Source organism: Njordella aestuarii (genome assembly GCF_056494165.1).
Genome location: NZ_CM151397.1, coordinates 4,582,143 through 4,598,299, shown reverse-complemented (window position 1 = coordinate 4,598,299; position 16,157 = coordinate 4,582,143). Strand labels below are relative to the sequence as shown.

Annotated in this window: 10 protein-coding genes; 2 read left to right on the top strand and 8 right to left on the bottom strand. The window is 49.2% G+C overall.

Annotated elements, in window-relative coordinates; all coding sequences use genetic code 11:
* Positions 1 to 13 precede the first annotated feature (13 nt).
* The 3 genes from SH451x_RS18190 to SH451x_RS18180 are packed head-to-tail and all read right to left on the bottom strand — an operon-like array spanning position 14 to position 5,987.
* Positions 14 to 1,477 (bottom strand): proton-conducting transporter transmembrane domain-containing protein, encoded by a 1,464-nt coding sequence (locus tag SH451x_RS18190; protein WP_479358434.1) that lies wholly within the window; start codon positions 1,475 to 1,477, stop codon positions 14 to 16.
* A complete protein-coding gene (locus tag SH451x_RS18185) occupies positions 1,474 to 2,844 on the bottom strand; it encodes a proton-conducting transporter transmembrane domain-containing protein (RefSeq protein WP_479358433.1) in 1,371 nt (456 codons plus the stop codon). Before SH451x_RS18185 ends, SH451x_RS18190 begins: the two co-directional genes overlap by 4 nt.
* On the bottom strand, positions 2,841 to 5,987 hold the full coding sequence (locus SH451x_RS18180; RefSeq protein WP_479358432.1) for a DUF2309 domain-containing protein: 3,147 nt from the start codon (positions 5,985 to 5,987) through the stop codon (positions 2,841 to 2,843). The genes SH451x_RS18185 and SH451x_RS18180 overlap by 4 nt, the downstream gene beginning before the upstream one ends.
* 210 nt (positions 5,988 to 6,197) lie before the next feature.
* Here SH451x_RS18180 and SH451x_RS18175 point away from each other — a divergent pair, with 210 nt between their 5' ends.
* On the top strand, positions 6,198 to 6,323 hold the full coding sequence (locus SH451x_RS18175; RefSeq protein ID WP_479358431.1) for a hypothetical protein: 126 nt from the start codon (positions 6,198 to 6,200) through the stop codon (positions 6,321 to 6,323).
* Positions 6,324 to 6,910: 587 nt separating this feature from the next.
* Entirely contained in the window at positions 6,911 to 8,641 is a 1,731-nt protein-coding gene (locus SH451x_RS18170; protein ID WP_479358430.1) for a potassium/proton antiporter, read from the top strand.
* A 2-nt stretch (positions 8,642 to 8,643) separates the two neighbouring features.
* Here SH451x_RS18170 and SH451x_RS18165 read toward each other — a convergent pair whose 3' ends face one another.
* The 5 genes from SH451x_RS18165 to SH451x_RS18145 form a co-directional block, all read right to left on the bottom strand.
* The gene (locus SH451x_RS18165; protein ID WP_479358429.1) at positions 8,644 to 9,543 is read right to left on the bottom strand and encodes a TolB-like translocation protein; all 900 of its coding nucleotides are present in this window, start codon (positions 9,541 to 9,543) and stop codon (positions 8,644 to 8,646) included.
* A 184-nt stretch (positions 9,544 to 9,727) separates the two neighbouring features.
* Positions 9,728 to 11,053, bottom strand: coding sequence for a voltage-gated chloride channel family protein (locus tag SH451x_RS18160; RefSeq protein WP_479358428.1), 1,326 nt, complete (start codon positions 11,051 to 11,053; stop codon positions 9,728 to 9,730).
* A gap of 236 nt (positions 11,054 to 11,289) precedes the next feature.
* Complete coding sequence (locus SH451x_RS18155; protein ID WP_479358427.1) at positions 11,290 to 13,884, bottom strand: secretin N-terminal domain-containing protein; 2,595 nt, start codon at positions 13,882 to 13,884, stop codon at positions 11,290 to 11,292.
* Positions 13,885 to 14,069: 185 nt separating this feature from the next.
* Positions 14,070 to 15,425 carry an ATP-binding protein gene (locus SH451x_RS18150; protein ID WP_479358426.1) on the bottom strand — a complete coding sequence of 452 codons (1,356 nt, stop codon included), beginning with the start codon at positions 15,423 to 15,425 and terminating at the stop codon, positions 14,070 to 14,072.
* On the bottom strand, positions 15,418 to 16,071 hold the full coding sequence (locus tag SH451x_RS18145; RefSeq protein WP_479358425.1) for a response regulator transcription factor: 654 nt from the start codon (positions 16,069 to 16,071) through the stop codon (positions 15,418 to 15,420). The genes SH451x_RS18150 and SH451x_RS18145 overlap by 8 nt, the downstream gene beginning before the upstream one ends.
* Between the last annotated feature and the right edge of the window lie 86 nt (positions 16,072 to 16,157).

Here is a 16,157-nt window from a genome sequence, read left to right as displayed (position 1 = left end):
GTGTGTTGAGTTTTTAGTGATTTAAGGCAGAGTCAGAGGCGGGTTGATTTGAATCGGGTTCAGAAAGCAAGAAAGTTTCTGAATCGATTCCCGTTTCCAACCGAATTTTCAGTAACGCTTCTGCAGCGTGGTGACGAGATTTGACTGCAAGGCTTGGCCAAAATCCGGAACCTAATATGAGGACGCTCAGCACAATCGCCGTGATTCTCTCTGCAGGACGAACGCACAGCGAAATGGTGGCTACGTGTCGGCGGCCGGTAAAGATCCGGAAGTAAGCTCTAAGGACAGCTATGCCGTTTAACGCTGCTGTCAGCACGATGATTGTGCCAACGATTGGGTATACTTCTACCGTACCCTCGACCAGCAGTTCCATCGCTACAAAAGCAAGTCCTCCGGGGAAACCGATTGATGCTAAACCAGTTAGCAAAAATAGAGCTCCGAGATGCGGCATATGGTCAAATAAGCCGTGATATTCGTCTAGAGAAATTCTGCCGATACGAGATTCCACCGCTCGAATTGCGAGAGCAAATCCGCTGAGCGCAATTCCCGTCTCCAACCATATGCATAACGCCCCAGTCATACCGATAGGATTGGCAATCTCAAGGCCGGTAAGCACTAAGGAAGAATGGCTGATGAATAAGAACGCTAGAAATCGCCTAGCATCACGCTGTACCAAAGCCATTCCAGCGGCATACAAAGCTGTGAATAGTGAGAGTATTGCAATTCCATGTAACGCCCACACTGGGACGGTCGGCACTACCAGCCTCATAACAACATAGGCTCCGGTCATCGGTGCAACGTACAGCAACGCAGTTCCAAATGAAGATCTTTCAAACAGATCGATGATCCACGAGTGTGTAGGGAAAATACCCGCTCGGATCGCTGCTGAGACTACCAGCATCGCTGCAGCAATCTCAATAACCAATGCCGAGCCGTTCGCCATAGACAACAAGGTGCTCCCGAGAATTAAAAGTACAAGGTGAGCAGACATGAAAATCGAATAGACACGAATCGCTTGGCAACGCTTTTTCAACTCCAACAGCGGTGGGATTGTGCTCAACGATAAAAGCGTGATCAGCAAAGGAGCGTAATAACAGCTGAGAATTGCTAGGATGATCGCTTCGGAAATCAAAGTGAGTCCGAAAGAAAATCGTTCTGTCTTAGATCGCATGGTCGCCGCGATCGTGAGTGAATAAATAAGAGCGACCGTGGGTAGCAAGGGCGCGGTAAGTTCGTCGATCACGAAGTACTCACGTCCAAAAATCCACATTACGATGCTATTGCGATCCTGGGCGGAAAAGGTTCCGAGTGTACCGAAATCTAACCATTCGCCGACGGTCAGACCAAATGTGACGGCACTCGCGACGACCGCGCAACGCTGAGACTTAAGTTGATTACGGACGGCAAGGCAGTAGATCGCTGTAAGAAGCGGGCAAATGATCGAAAGCTCTAGCCAAGGGAAATGTAGATTGCTCATGACCGAGAGTCCTTTTCTTCCAAAGGATGCAAGCTTTCGCAATTTCGCTCGCCAGACAACCACGCAATCCAGCGTTTTTCTGTTCGATCAAACCAACCGAACAGCTTGACAAATGGTTGTGCAATAAAAGAATCCAAAATTGCGTCCAAGGAGCCTCGTTCGATGGCAAATCGGTAGCACCAGAGTTGAACTAACCCTAATGAGGATGTTGACTTTTTCTGATTTTGCCTGTTTGACTCACGTCCCAGATTGTCCTCAAGTTTACGCAGATCTCGCAATAACGAGGGAGCTCGCAAAAGTTGCAAGGTACGCATCGAGGCGTGACCAATAATGTGGATCAGCGCCAAATAGCGAAGCCCAAAACCAATTTCGACAAAGATAATGCTGACCTGCAATAAGGATGCGAATGCAAGCGCGCTTTTAACGTCAGTTTGAACGCGACTGACTATCGCTGCATACAAAGCTGTTGCTGCGCCTATAGTGACAATTAGTCCTTGCAAGAGAAGTGACTGATCGATCATCGGGCTGACTCGTAATAAAAGGTATGCTCCCAGATGAACAGACAAAGCACCGTAAAAAATAGCGCTTGACGGTGTTGGACCTTCCATAGCGCGAGGAAGCCAACCTGAAAATGGAATCAATGCAGACTTTCCCGCCGCCGCAACCAACAGTAGAGTTCCGACTAAAAACGCTTGCGTCGGAGTTATCGTATTGACGCTATCAGGCCAGGGCGTTGGCCCCATCATCAGATCGAGATCACCGCCACCCGTTAAATGATGTAAGACTAACGCGGCCAAGAGAAACGCCCCGTCAGCAAATCGATAAATGGTCCAAACTCTTAGTCCGTTGGCAACCGGATTTAGCCGTTCCTGAAAAAAAGCGATCAACAATGCGGATGAGAGTCCAACAAGCTCCCAACCCAAAAACATCGTCTCAATGGTTCCTGCAACAGAAGAAACCACCATGCCTAACATGAATATGACGTAAAGCAAGAAGAAGCGGGAGTAACCTTGGTCGCGGTGCAGGTATCGACTGGCGAATGCGCCAATAATACCGCACAATGCTAACGACAAAATGACGAAAGGCAGAGATAAGCGGTCGAACAGAAACTTTATTGTAAAGTGGAAATGTTGCGATGGAATATCGACCCAGCGGCCTACTTCGACCGTGACTTCAACCTGGTTCCTCCAAAGCATCTGAATCAGAAGGGTGATAGCTGATAGGAGTGCCACACTAACCAAAAATTGAGTTATTCTGCCAGTCCTAGTTTCACCTAGCTGCAAACCAAACAGCGCGGAAAGACCAACGATTAATACGAGTAAAGTCGGCGCGGCGACTATTGCGAGGCCGCATAACAAAACGATCATTCTGACTCCACTGGTAAAAGAGTTGGCGTGGTGTCTGCGGTGTCTCCGCGACCGGTTGGATTCTTAATCAATGCGAACGGCAAGTGATGGCGTTTGCCTTGGTACCACAATTGCGAGGAAACGGCTGTTGGAAGGGTAATAACTTGGGGCATTGATTCGGCGGTATAGGGAACAAATTGATCTTTCGAAAAGCGATATAGTTGAGAAGAACTCGGTTCTAGGATCGCTAGATGAGCCCAATGATTTGTGAAGATTTGCTTGAGTGTTTCATTGCTGTTCATCAGTGCTAACATTGTTTGCTTGGTCGTTTCGATTATGAAAAGCAACCGGACTGGTTCGTGAATGTCAACGCCTTGCCATGGCAGGCCGGTTCGCAAGTCACTTGCAGCGCCATCCATAACACCAACCAGCGATGTAATGTTGTGAGGCAGCTTTGTACCGGACCCCCAGCCGATTGGATCAATCGCGGACAAGGTGTAGAGCATGTTAATTCCCTCACAGACAGGAACGACTGCCGCTAACACGCGAGCGAGGACTGCTGAATCGTGGCTATCCTTTGTTGGATCGTAAGACATCAGAAACGACCGACGGTCTAGGTACAAGTTGCGTATTCTCGCTCGACGACCGACAAAGCATAATGCGTTTGTTCCATTGCCATATTCTGGGCGCGTTTGAGCTAGGTCTTCACTTCTGTTCTGAACATGCAGGAGAGCTTCGGCGTTCGTCAGCTCGAGGTCAGCAGAATCGAATCTTCGACAACGCTCGTGTGCATTCTGTTTTGCTGCTTTGGCGAGAAGTTGACTGGCCGAACGCACTTCTCTAATTTTACGAGTGGGAAGAAGATCTAAATCATAAAACAACATTTCTTCGGTAGCGGTATTGTGTAATGCACCAATGAAGAAGGTCTCCTCAGGAATGTCGATTGACGATTTGGCTAAGCGTCTACGCACACGTGGGTCGTTGAGCATCATCGCCAGAGATCTTGCATTGGGTCCTCCGGCGTTACCAGCGCATGCTCCACAGTGGTATGCCGATTCGTGCGGGTTGTTGATGCAACTGGAACCGTGTCCCATCAAAATAACTAATGGTGCAAATGTTTGAGTCAGTCCGATATCGCACAGCGCCCTTTCAGCAAGCTTGGACATTTCGTCAAGAGTGAAGCCGATTCCGTTGTCGTCAACCCAATCGTTGTTCGTACCATCAGTACTAGCAACATATAAAGGCGGGCTTGCTTCGTATTCACTACTGCGCTCGAGGCGAAGGCGTGTAATTGAGGGTGGCGCAATAAACTGACGTGCTGTATGTTGCATTCTCGCAGTGATTCTTGGAAAAAGAATCCTGCTAAGCATAGGAATGGTGGCCAAAGGTCCAACTAAAGTGGAAACAACAGCGCCTCCCAACGAGCCTCGCGACTGAGTCCTAAAGCCTCGCTGTGTCGCGCCAAGCATGCGTCTTGCGCGTGCTCGTGTACGATCAGATTGTTCCAGTGAGTAAACAGCCTCTTCAATGACCCAATGCTTGGGTTTCATAATAATCGGACATAACGCCGAAAAGTCAGCGTCGCCAGCCCCCCGGTAATACATGGGGACTCCAAAGAATCCGGCGATACCAAACGTTTCGACACTCTCGTCGAGCTCTTCCAGATGCCTTCTAAGGCTCTCCTCTCGAGCATCAATGCAACAGACAATCTGTAAGCTCGGTCGTTTCGGCTCGATCGGAGGTAGTTGTACACGAGCCGCAAACGCGTTCAGTGCTTCTTTCGCCAAATGTCTTTCGAATGCGGCGTGAAAAATTCTCCTCCGATTGAAATCGCTGAACTCAACAACTTCTTGAATCAGTTCATTCCACTGTGATTCGTTACGATCCAAAAGTGACTGAGGCGTCCATCCCAATACCTGAGCAAGCTCGAAGAGCAAGAACGCAAGTTGCCTGGAATCGGGCGCTAATTGATTCTGACTGGTTATGCTCGCAGAATCTGTTGTTGAGTTTGAATCGACAGCATCTAGAGGATGTTCCCGAGCAATGCTCATCAAAAGAACTCTGGCCGCGAAAAATTCTATGAGTGTGCCAGGAGTAGAAGCTTTACGAAAAAGATCAGGTCGTGTTTCCGACTGCCAGATCATCCCTGCAAAGCCTTTCAATGCGAGTAGCGTCGCACTGATGTATCCCTTCAATTGCTCAATACTTATACCTAGTCGAATAAGTGATGAGCGAATAACTTCAAGAGGTGTTTGTTTGTTAGTTCGAATGGCTGAGAGCTCTTTGCCAAGCGAACGTTTCCAGCGCGGGGCGAGCAGCGATGATCGAGAGTAAACCGTTGTAAAACTCTGCCAATATCCAGCCTCGCGGTCAGGCAATTCTGTAGCCGCGTAACCTTGGTCCAAGTAAGCCGAAGTGAATCGGATCAATAGCTCATCGACGCGAGGGTCCGATACTGCCGCTGCAGGTGAACATTTTAATTCTGTTAAGTCGTTGATTGTCCGGCAATCAGAATTGCTTGATTCAGGATCACTTACGGAGCGCGAAATGACTTTCCAAAGGAGTCGGAGATAAAGAGTTTCCAAGCTGCGGGAGTTGTGTCGCGAATGAGCAGTGTCTGCTTTGACAATGGCGATCAACTCGTTATCAACTGCGTCGATGTTCCCTAAACTATCGCTTGTAGGCAAATTCCAATTGGATTGCACTAAGAAGTCATGAAACGACTGCAAAATATTGAAACGCGTTTCACTTGGAACTTCAGGTCGAAACTGTGTAAGAGCTTCGGTCTCAGCGAGCACCCAATTCAATTCGCGTGCATGTCCGAAATGGAGCGGATAAATCAGCATTGCAAGCCTGAAGTCTGCTCGCTTGGTTAGACTAGCGATCAACTCGTCTTTTCGAGCGCCTAGATCTTCTGCCAGCAAGTCGGTCAAGTCTTCTGGAGTAATGCGTCCGACTGCGAGTTTTTGTCGATAGCGGCTATCGTCGAGATATGCCTCATTGCCATATAACGCCCCAACTTTACTCATTACGAGATCAAATGGCTCGTGCTCAAAACCTTGCAAAGGGTTCAGAAAGGCGAACTTTGTGATTGGCCCTTGGCGTGGCAACATTGAAGCTGCTTCAAGAATCATCTCCTTCAATCGTTCTAATGGAACATCCAAGACGAACCTCTCCGGGCATATAGTCAAATTCAGCGCGCTCGAGCACGGAATGCGCAGGAGCGAACATGGGAACGGATAAATTAGATTTTTGCATCAATAACCGACGTCGAACTAAATCGACACCAGTTGACGACCGACTGTAGCATGAACGATTGAAGGTTAGCAAAGGAACGGATTCAGAACGAACCGTTACTTTCATCGACAATCACGATGCGTACATCTGTAGAGAGGATGAATCAAATTTTGTTAGAGCCAGATGCAGAACTGCTTGGGTGCGGTTCGCAAATGCTCAAACACGCGCTGGTGGTCCGCGACAGAGATGGTCGCAAACACTGACCGAGATATTCTTAGAGTAGCGTATTAGTCGTTTTGACCAACTAGTGCACTCACGCCATTGGATACTCTGAGGCAAGTCAGCATCGAACGTGGGGTTGGTCGATGTTTCCTTTTCGCTCGAATCCTCGAGCGCCTTAAGAAACTCCTGCTCCGCCTCGGCAAAAGTAGCGTATGCTCCGCAAGAACCGCTGGCTAAAAAGCATGATGCGGCCGTGGAGATCACGAGTAGGAACGATAGTATGCTTCGAAACTGCATGTCAAAAAGTGTAACACGACTATATCAGAAAACAATCGGAAAACCGCAAATCCATCCGAGGCTGAACAACGGACCAAACACAAAACGCGACCAAAAGTGAAGCTACTGCGGGAAGAACGCCCTTCGCTGTTTCTTAAGGCGTGGCGGCTTGGCTTGTTCGGATGTGCAAATATCGTATTGACCTGCTTTCGCGTTTCGTGCGATTGTTTCGTTGAGTATAACTTTAGTGCTCTGCCTCTTAGCAGAAGGGTGTGCGATCCCAATCTTGAAAAGCGCGTGAGTCACGGCAAACGATTTCTTTAACTACTCTACTGTTGCGTTTTGGACCACAATGTATTTAGTTGACTCACTTATACTTGTTACTGGCCTGCTGGTATTGCTCGGCGTCGCATCCAGCAAGCTTTCGGCAAGAGTGGGTGTGCCTGTACTGGTCGTGTTTCTTTCGCTAGGAATGCTTGCCGGCTCTGAAGGGATCGGCGGGATCGACTTCGAAAATTATGAACTTGCGTATTCGATTGGAACGCTTGCCCTAGCTGTCATTCTCTTCGACGGTGGGCTTCGAACGCCGCTCAGTTCGGTCACGTCCAGTTGGAAGCCTTCGTTGTCGTTGGCAACGTTTGGCGTTTTGATCACGGCAGCGATTACGGGTGTTGCGGCATCGTTTATCCTTGGGCTTACAATGCTCGAGGGCCTATTGTTAGGTAGCATTGTTGGTTCGACTGATGCGGCGGCGGTTTTTTCGATTCTGCGTTCAGGTGGAGTAACGCTACCCAAGCGTTTAGGTGCAACGCTCGAAATCGAAAGTGGATCGAATGACCCGATGGCAATCTTCCTAACCATCGGTTGCTTAGAACTGTTATCGGGCCAGATGGACTTTGGTTTTTCTCTGTTATGGCTCTTCGTAAGGCAGATGGGACTTGGTTTAGCGCTCGGTTGCATCGTCGGCCTTGCAGCAGTGCGCGTCGTCAATCGTATCAACCTAGGAGCGGCGGGCTTGTATCCGATCCTTGTGACATCGTTTGGCTTATTAGCGTTCGGTGTAACGGCGTGGTTAGGGGGAAGCGGTTTTCTGGCAGTTTATCTAGCCGGGATTGTCGTTGGAAACAATCGGCTGGTGTTTAAGCGAGGGATTCTGCTTTATCATGACGCTGTGGCATGGCTCGCTCAAATCGTTATGTTCATTGTGCTGGGACTGCTCAGTTTTCCTAGCCGGTTGCTCGCTGTCTTTTGGCAAGGCCTCTTCATCGCTCTCGTCTTGATCGTGATAGCCAGACCGCTTGCCGTTTGGCTGAGCCTATTTCCCTTCCGGTTCAAAGCTCGCGAATTATCACTCTTATCTTGGGTAGGCTTAAAAGGCGCGGTGCCGATCACGCTCGCGACCTTCCCGTTGCTCTACAACGTTCCCGGAGCAGCATTGATTTTCGATGTCGTGTTCTTCGTCGTAGTTCTATCGGCACTTGTGCAAGGTTGGACGCTCCCATGGTTTGCACGACGGCTTGGGTTGGACATGCCCAGCGAGCCGACAGCGCCAGTGACACTTGAGATCAGTTCATTGCGTGATATCGATGGAGATATCGTAGATTATCTTGTCGCGACCGAGTCACGGGCGAACGGTAAACTGGTCAAAGAGTTGGCCTTGCCAAGTGGTGTCGTTATTGCACTAGTCGTTAGGAAAGATCAGCTCATACCGCCCCAAGGAGACACTCGGATTGAAGCAGACGATCATGTGATCGTTGTCCTGCGTCCAGATACGAGAAGATTGGTAGACCGTGTTTTCTCCATGCACGCTGACGTGTCCGACCAGCTGCCCGTCGCGCTGGAGTTTCCACTAAGGGCATCGATAACGGTTGGCGAGCTAGAAGAATTTTATGGTATTCAAATGCAGTTGCCACCGCAGATGACGCTCGATTCTGCGATTCGTCAGCGGACTAATGACAAAACGGCACAACCTAGCACGTACGTCCTGTTCGATCAAATTGCGCTTAGGGTCTGCAAGCTTGATCCTTCTGGGAAGATCATACAGGTTGGAATGACGATACTTAGTCGAAAACCAGACGCTTGACACTAGTCTTCCATCGTCACGTATACACAGCCCAGCTCTTCTGCCGCTGAATTCACACCCAGCAGTGAGAGATCGACTACTTTTCCCGTTGAAGAGTTGCCAAGATAAAGATCGTAACCGCCTCGACCGCCCGCACGAGTGCTTGAGAAAATGACCAAATGTTGATCTACAGGGCATGGATCGGAGTAGTTTTGATCCCGTTCGCAGAACGGCAGCCTATAGGACTCGCGAGTCAACCAAGAGTACTGATAAATTTGGTCATTCCGATTGTTGGGGGCTACCCACCGCACGTACAAGAAGCGATCATTGTCCCAAGGTACCGGGAAATACTCCTGAAGACTTGCTTCATTGGCTAGCGGTGAGGCTGAACGTTGGGAGCTTTCCCAAGCAAACAAGTCGCCGGTCTCACCTGCACCTTGCATAAAAACGATAGTGGATTCATCGCGCGTAAAGATCGGCATCGACTGTTCTTGATCCTTTTCTTGTTCAATTACTTGCGTGATGCGTTGATCGGCGAGATTCATAAGATGAAGTCGACCTGCCTGTTTAAACAAGAGCGTCTTTCCATCGACGCTGAGCTGTGGATCTTCGTCGCGAAGCCCATTGTTTTTAGTCAGGTTTAATGGTGGCGTCGAACTGTCAACTTTCCAAAGATAGATATCCCAATCACTGCCGGAACGTTGCTCTTGTTCGACCGCCATAAAAACCATCACCTTTCCGTCACGGGAAAATCTCGGGTTCATCGCATGATCTATCGACCATTGTTCGCTCAAACACCTAAGTTCTCGCGATGTAAAGTCGTACATCCATATTTGACTATCCCACGCGTCATAGCTTGTGTACCGGTGGAAATAGATCCGGCCGTTCTGCGGGAGCCCCTCTTGGCTAAATCCAATGCTCACCAATTGGAATAAGCAAACAATGAAGAACAACACCCTAATTTGTTGTCGCTGTTTAGCAAAACTCTGGCGCAAATAACCCACGACGTGGCTAGCTAAAGTCAGCAACCTAGATTCGAAACCAACGGACTGCTCCGTCGGGCTCGTATCAGGCCCGGTGAAGCGGTTACAAGGCAAAGGAAAGGACTTAGGTTTCATTTTTTTGCTGCGGCAAGATTTGGTCAATTCTTTGTGAGCGGTAAATTGTAGAGTGTCCGCTTAGGAAATACGAGAGAAAGCACGCAACCGCGGCGTACACCACAAAGCCTGAACTCAAGAGCGAGCCATTGTCAGGTGCAAATAATTCGATAGCCATGATTGTGCATGCAAGCGGCGTATTCGTGGCGGCTGCGAATACGGCGACGAAACCGAGTCCAGCCATCAAATCAACTGGAACGCCGAGTATTTGGCCAAGGACGTTTCCCAAGGCCGCTCCAATAAAGAACAAGGGAGTTACTTCGCCACCCTTGAACCCACTGCCTACCGTGACGGCTGTAAACAATAGCTTCCACCACCAACTGAACCAACTTGCACCACGGACTTGAAAGCTTGACTGGATTGTAACGGCGTTAGGGTCGTTTGGATTGGCTGCGACGCCCAATCCTAGGTAGTCTCGATCATCGAGCAACCACACTAAGGCAACCACGATACAGCCACCCACGAACGGGCGCAGCCACGCGACTGAAACAAGATGCTTAAAAGTTGTATTTAGGAAGTGGGTAAGTTGTGCAAACAGAACGCTGACCATGCCAAATGCGATCGCCGCAATAGCAACTTTGCCAGTGATTGCCCAGTCTAGAGCTGGTGTTGTAGGAGCATTCTTAAGTTGATCAGCAACAAAGATCTGGTAGTGAGTATGCCCAATGCCCCACCACGCTTCAATTTGGTCTCCTACGATCGCCGCAATCAGACAGGGAACCAATGCCTGATAGCTCATACGCCCGATTGTGAGTACTTCGAGGGCGAACACTGCGCCAGTGAGTGGTGTTCCAAATACTGCGCCGAAGCCCGCTGCTACACCCGCCATCAACAATAAACGCGTATCAGATGGCTTCAGACGCAACAGCTTTGCAAGTCCACTTGCCATGCTGCCGCCCACTTGCACAGCTGTCCCTTCCCGACCTGCTGAACCACCGAATAAATGAGTGATCAAAGTACCGATCAGGACAAGCGGCGCCATCCGAATCGGAATTCCCCCGCCTGGTTCATGGATCTGCTCAAGTACGAGATTATTTCCCGCTTCCGCCGATTGCCCGAAGTAGAAATACATTAAGCCAGACGCAAGTCCAGCCAGAGGCAGCAGGTATAAGAGCCATGGATATTGCCACTGCAATTGGGTGACTTGCTCTAACGCCCATAGAAAAAAGGCAACGGCTGATCCAACGAATGTTCCGAGCGGTACCCCGATGAGCAACCACTTGAGCACGAACCATAACAGCTGCAGATGTTCGCGAGTGTCCCACCGATATGTCATTAAAGAAAGCCCAGCTCTCGATCTGCCTGCAGGATTCTCGACAGTGAGAATTGCCAACACGGTCGCGCTAAGAGCTTAGTCGCGATTTAAAACCGAGAAACAGCATCATCCTGAAAGAAGATTAATTTCTACCTCCCGATGTGTCAACTCGAGCAGGTGCGTCGTATCTTTGGTCCACGGGCGCATGCCTTTGACAAATGGACCAACTGTGGTGGGATCTGCGAAATTTTCAAAAACTAGCGCTGAGGTCGCCGTCGAAAACGCTCAGAGGCGGGAGTAGCGTTTCTGTCATTTCGATTGCGTTCGGCGGACCGACCCTGAGTTGATTGAACGCGAATATTCGTATTCGAAGCCGGATCGATCGGCTTTAACAGATTCGTAAGCTGAGTCATGGCATCTTCGGAGTAGAGTCCATCGCCCAAAGGTACGGTGTGGATAATGGTCGACGCATCTTCAAAATCCAAACCGAGGATGGTCTCTTTAACTTCCGCAGCCAAATACTCTGGTGCTGATATCACGATTGTATTGGTGTCAGAATAAACTGCGACGGAAAGCAGTCCAGAATTGATCGAAGATACAAACGAAGGTTCTTCATCTCTGTCGGTTGGTCGGTTATCCCGGTCATTGGCGCTCAGATAGTCACGATAAAGATCTTTCACTGCGGTCGCGATAGAGGTAGCGCTGGCGTGCTTCAGCGAAATGAAGTGAGGCTTTCGCTCAAGCAGTGGATCGGTCATAGGTGGCTTGTCATAAAACTTTATCAAGTCTTCCATCTCTCGCAGTTCAGTAGGTCCAGCCCCCAGCACTAAGATAGAGTTCGTCGCCGAATCGGTAACGAATTTGATTGGAAGTTCTGCTCCGGTGCTATCGCTGCCAAATATCTGATTCAGCTTGGATTCCATTGCGATAGGCGTAATGTGTGTCAGCGAAAAGCTTGAGTAAGGAGTATCTGGTGGAACGAATTCTGACAGCAGATTCTCCATCTGTTGAAGTGCGACTGGATCGTCGGAACTGATTACCAACTCGCCGGCACCACTTTGCTGCAATGTTACGGGCGGTTTGGACGACATCCAGTCTTCAGCTCGCGGTAGCTGCACGATCGCTGTTGCTTGCATCTGCGAATCACGTTCGGTGCTGCTATGGCCAAGTGGATCGTCCATGTCTGGCTCGACTTCGCCAATTTCGTTGAACGCAATATACGATATATCACTCTCGCGTTTGCTGGCTTGTGGTGCGTCTGCTGCCGGAGTCGTCGAAGTTTCTCGACGCGAAGAATCAACACGCGATGACTGACTTGGTGCTTTAATATTTAATGGGTTATCACTAATAGCAGGCCATTGCGAGCGGAGAGTCTCGAGGGCGTCGTTGAAATCCTCTGGCGCAATCTTTATCACGCGGGCATTGGAAGAGTTGGCTGATCTTTCGCCGATCTTTACTAATAGCTCTTCAACCTGTTGGTTTTCCGATTCTGTTGCAAACAAGAACAATCGATTATTTGCGATGTCGGCTTCGACTTTAAAGCCATTCCACGAATTCTCGTTGCCTTGCCGTCGTCCTCTTCGACCGAAACGTGAATACGAGTTCGATGTTTCGGCGCCCATTAGACTTTCAATTGAGCTCGCGACAAAAGAGGCCTTCAACTTCCGCAAGTGTATTACGCGAAACGATCTGGACGATTTAGCAAGCTGGTCCATGACTGATGAAATGGTGATGTGATCTTTCAAGGAAGCATAGGCAAACAGGATCTGCTTGTCTTCGTCTTCAGAAAAACGCGCATTTGGATGTAATTCACCGATGTCCACCAAGTCCTGCAGAATGTCTGCAACCGCATCGGGATCGGCGCCATCCAAAGGATACACCTTCATGGTTGTAATTTCACTTAGCTGAGCCCCGTTATTAGCGTCGGGAACATCCAGTGACTGCACGGCTTGCTTGATCAACGCGATTTTGTCTGGCGGCGCGTTTGCGACGATACTATTGCGGTGTTCATTAGCCACAAGATAGACATCTGTCTTTTTCTCTTGAATGCTTGGCGCGTTATCTCCCATTCTTTTCGCCATTTCGGCCTTAAATGCGAACTGTTCCCTCATCACTCGCATCTGTGTGTTTGACATGCGGTTCAGAGGTTTCTCCACGCCAAGCAACTGGTTAAGCTTTCCTATGATGTCAAGCGCACTTGTGTGTTCGAGAACAAACTCAGTCACCAGCCGCTCCTGGCTCGTATCGGACTCCTCACCAGCCAAGAGGTCGCGAACTTCACGAAGATTGCCTGCAATATCCATCGCTTCAATGCGATTCGTTCTAGAAAGTGGCACAAGTCGACCGTAGGGGCTTAACATTGGTGCGAGTTCGTTGACTGCCGATTCCGCCAGCATCCAATCGAGAGCAAAGGAAACTTTGACGAAGTCAAAGCTACCCAAATCATCTAGTTCATTTAGCTGCACACGGGGAATAAGCGTAGTATCGAAATTTTCGTCGAGTTTAAGCAGAACGAGGATTTGATCACGACGCGTTAACGTAAACCCTCGAGAGATTAGATGCATATTGAGGATGTCCAGAGACTCAGACACTGAGTAGGTTTTTTCCGTGACAAGGTTAAATTCACCTTCGGGCAGCTCAACCCATTCAAGGCTCATGTCTGATTCGTCTGCAAACCAAGTTAAAACGGAACGCCAATCGGCACCGGAGAAATTGAATCTCAATTCCGGTTTCGACAACTTGGCATTCTCTGGCTTCGTACCAGTCAACGATTGCGAGTTCGCAGTTAGTGGCAATAGTAGCAAGGCGAATAAACTAACACCAAAAACTGATCGGATCCCTAATCGCGTCATAACATTTCCCACCTTCCAAGTCTTTTAAGTCACCCCAGCCCCTGCGCATTTTACGATGCAACTCTGAGACCGACCGTGCACATTGCATGATACGGCTACAACCTTAAATTAAGATGAACGGAACATCGCTCCGCTAATTTCGCTTAACTTTTACGGGACAAACGTGTCACGATTTGATGTGGCTACTACGGAGTGTCGCATGTTGCACGGGGCAGTGAGATCTTAAAAATCGAGCCTCCCGCCTCGCGCGGTTGGTAGTCAATTTTTCCAGAGTGTGCTTCGATGATTGATTTCGTTATTGCAAGCCCTAGCCCGCTTCCTCTCGTCTGCGCAGTTCTCGCTTGATCAACCCGATAGAAGCGTTCAAAGATTGCTTTGCGTTCAGCGACCGGCACACCTGATCCGGTATCGGTAACTTTCATTTCAACAAGTTCCGCCGAAACGCAAAGCGATACCTCAACCGTTCCACCAACAACGTTGTACTGTATTGCGTTGGTAATCAAATTCGAAATTGCATCGATCAGTCGATTTCGATCCACTTTGACGTAGGCCGAAATCAAGTGTAACTGGATATCAAGGTTTTTAGCCTCTGCAAGCGGCGCGAGAAGTTGAGAAACTTCTACGATTATCTTGCTAAGATCTGTGGGGACGAGTTCCAACTTCATTTTGTTAGAGTCGGCACGCGCTAAAACGAGCAGCCCTTCTACGACATCTTTCATGCGCAGAGCTGATCGTCGCATTGTTATGATTGTCTCTTTGTACTCCGTTGCGCTTCGCTCTCTGTTTAATGCCAGATCGGCATGAGCGAGAACAATCGACAGTGGAGTACGCAGTTCATGTGATGCGTCGGCAGTGAATCTAGTTTGTTTTTTGAAGCCGAGTTCAAGTCGATCGAAAGCCTCATTAATCGTGTTCGAAAGCCCTGCCAGTTCGGTTTCCATGCTGGACACATTAATTCTTTCAGACAAATTCGACACCGTGATCGCGGAAGCGGCGCGACTGATCTTTTCGATTGGTGCGAGAGCCCTCCCAGCGATGAACCAGCCGCCGGCAAGCAAAAGCACTACGGCGATGATTCCCACAATTGCGATCAGCGCAACCAAGCTGCGCAACTGCTGTTGCTCGCGGAACACATTTTTGCCTACCAGAATTAAAGTAGAGCTCGGCCCAGCTACGACAATCTCGCGAAATTGCCCGCGTTCGCGGACTCCTGGAGTTCGCGGAAAAGGGATGTCCAACTTGGGGTTCGAGGAATCTATGAGCGTGCCATCCTGTTTCCAAATGGAGTAATGTGACGCTCCCAGACCTTCGTGGAGAAAATAATCGACTTGGTCTTCTGTAAGCTCAATTTGAAATCGATTCACATCAACGGGCATTGTTACATTGTTGATCGCAGCAGCATGTTGTTGCAATTCTATATCGACGAAACGTTCGAGAGATGTGTTGAGGTTTAGAAAGACCAAAACTCCGAGCACGATGGCCAGTGCAAACAAGAGCGATGCATACCAGGCCAAGAGTTTCCACCGAAGCGACTTAATCACGTACGAGGTATCCTTCGCCACGTCGAGTGTGAATTAGATTCGCGCCGAGTTTCTTGCGAAGATTGCAGATATAGACGTCGACTACATTTGACAATGTATCGTCATCGTCGCCGTAAACATGTTCGTAAATCATGGTACGCGTCACAATCTTTCCTGAGTTCAACACGAGCAATTCAAGTATTGAATACTCTTTGACAGCAAGTTCAACTGGCTCGCCTCCCAGCTTGACTGAACGTAAAGCGGTATCGATTTCAAGGTCGCCGAAATGGATCAGTGGCGATGCATGATTGCTTGACCGACGGATGATTGCTCCCAGCCTGGCAAGAAGTTCCTGTAAGTCAAATGGTTTAGTAAGATAGTCATCAGCGCCCAAGTTCAGGCCCTCAATTTTGTCCGCAGTGGCATCACGAGCAGTAAGCACCAGCACAGGAGACTTCTTGGTGCGTCGCAGTCGTCGCAGTACTTCTTGACCGCTCAGTCGTGGAAGCATTAGGTCGAGTATGATGGCATCGTAGTCAGCGTTCAGGGCTTTGAACAAACCTTCTTCACCATCAAAAGCGACATCTACTGCGTAGTGACTTTCACTCAGAGCATCACGAAGTACTGAGTTGAGGTCTGGTTCGTCTTCGACGACGAGTATTCTCATGAGGGCAGATCTCCGGAGCGAACATTTGAACTGATTGCGAAACTCGGGTAACGGGCTATGTGACGAAGGCGATCTGCGAGAAGTGA

What these genes read in the sequence shown, in the direction of transcription:
- SH451x_RS18185 (WP_479358433.1), bottom strand. Translation starts at nt 2,844, where the DNA reads ATGATCGTTTTGTTATGCGGCCTCGCAATAGTCGCCGCGCCGACTTTA.
- SH451x_RS18160 (WP_479358428.1), bottom strand. Translation starts at nt 11,053, where the DNA reads ATGACATATCGGTGGGACACTCGCGAACATCTGCAGCTGTTATGGTTC.
- SH451x_RS18190 (WP_479358434.1), bottom strand. Translation starts at nt 1,477, where the DNA reads ATGAGCAATCTACATTTCCCTTGGCTAGAGCTTTCGATCATTTGCCCG.
- SH451x_RS18175 (WP_479358431.1), top strand. Translation starts at nt 6,198, where the DNA reads ATGCGTACATCTGTAGAGAGGATGAATCAAATTTTGTTAGAGCCAGAT.
- SH451x_RS18170 (WP_479358430.1), top strand. Translation starts at nt 6,911, where the DNA reads ATGTATTTAGTTGACTCACTTATACTTGTTACTGGCCTGCTGGTATTG.
- SH451x_RS18155 (WP_479358427.1), bottom strand. Translation starts at nt 13,884, where the DNA reads ATGACGCGATTAGGGATCCGATCAGTTTTTGGTGTTAGTTTATTCGCC.
- SH451x_RS18145 (WP_479358425.1), bottom strand. Translation starts at nt 16,071, where the DNA reads ATGAGAATACTCGTCGTCGAAGACGAACCAGACCTCAACTCAGTACTT.